The sequence below is a fragment of the Vibrio genomosp. F10 str. 9ZD137 genome, from assembly GCF_049974785.1.
Classification (GTDB): Bacteria; Pseudomonadota; Gammaproteobacteria; order Enterobacterales; family Vibrionaceae; genus Vibrio.
In genome coordinates, this window is sequence record NZ_JBNGCJ010001058.1 from 1 (window position 1) to 952 (window position 952).

Sequence of the window (952 nt, forward strand, 5' to 3'; positions counted from 1 at the left end):
CTATCGCGATCAGTAACGAGGTGAACGCCGCAGAGAATGATGCGTTAATTGTATCGGTACACAATGCAGATGGTTCGCCAATGCCCGTAGCTGCAGCGCGTTACCCGCTAGGTAGTTTTCCTCGAACCGTCGTTTTAGACGATGGCAACAGTATGATGCCAGGGCGTAACTTGTCGGATCTAGAAAGCTACATAGTGCGCGTTCGAATTGATACGGATGGTAATGTTTCAACCCGAGAAGGTGACTGGTACGGAGAAAGCCAAGTCGCACAATTTGGTGAATCGGTTGACGTTGTCATTGATAAACGTTATTGATAGCAAATCAGCTGTTATACTCATAACGATGCACGCTTAGTCATTGTTAACAAAGGCCGATGCATTCATCGGCCTTTTTTTTTTATACGCTTTACTTCATGGAAAAGGTAAATGGAATTAAACCGAGTGCGTTCTATTAAGCTCATGTTGCTGTCTGTTTTATTGACGGGCTGTGCTTCTTCACCTGATGATTCCGCATCAGACGATGCAGCACGTGGTTATTCAGCCCCAAATTATTCTACGACGAGCAATGCTGCTTTGGCGAATAGCCCTGAAAACGGCAACTCTTCTCAAAGCTCTGTATCCAGCCAATCGGGAAACGAAGGTGATCCGTTTGAAAGCTTCAACCGCACTATGTGGGCGCTTAACTTCGATTATCTCGATCCTTACCTGGTTCGCCCAACCTCATTGGCCTATGTCAATTATGTCCCTTCGCCGATTCGAAAGGGCATTGCGAACTTTCTTTCTAATTTGGATGAACCGTCTAGCGTGGTCAATAACCTCATAATGGGGAACGGTGAAAAAGCCTTAGATCACTTTAATCGTTTTTGGTTGAATTCAACGTTGGGTCTGCTTGGCGTCATTGATATTGCGTCTGAAGCAGGAATTATCAGGCACGGCGAAAAAGTGTTCAGTGA

General features: G+C 45.5%; 2 protein-coding genes. Both read left to right on the forward strand.

Going from position 1 to position 952, the window contains the following annotated elements:
- A partial coding sequence (locus ACP45E_RS22405) for a c-type cytochrome biogenesis protein CcmI/CycH (protein WP_426511842.1) occupies nucleotides 1–314 on the forward strand: 314 nt, incomplete at its 5' end.
- A gap of 111 nt (nucleotides 315–425) precedes the next feature.
- On the forward strand, nucleotides 426–952 hold a 527-nt coding region (locus ACP45E_RS22410; protein WP_141707499.1), incomplete at its 3' end, for an MlaA family lipoprotein.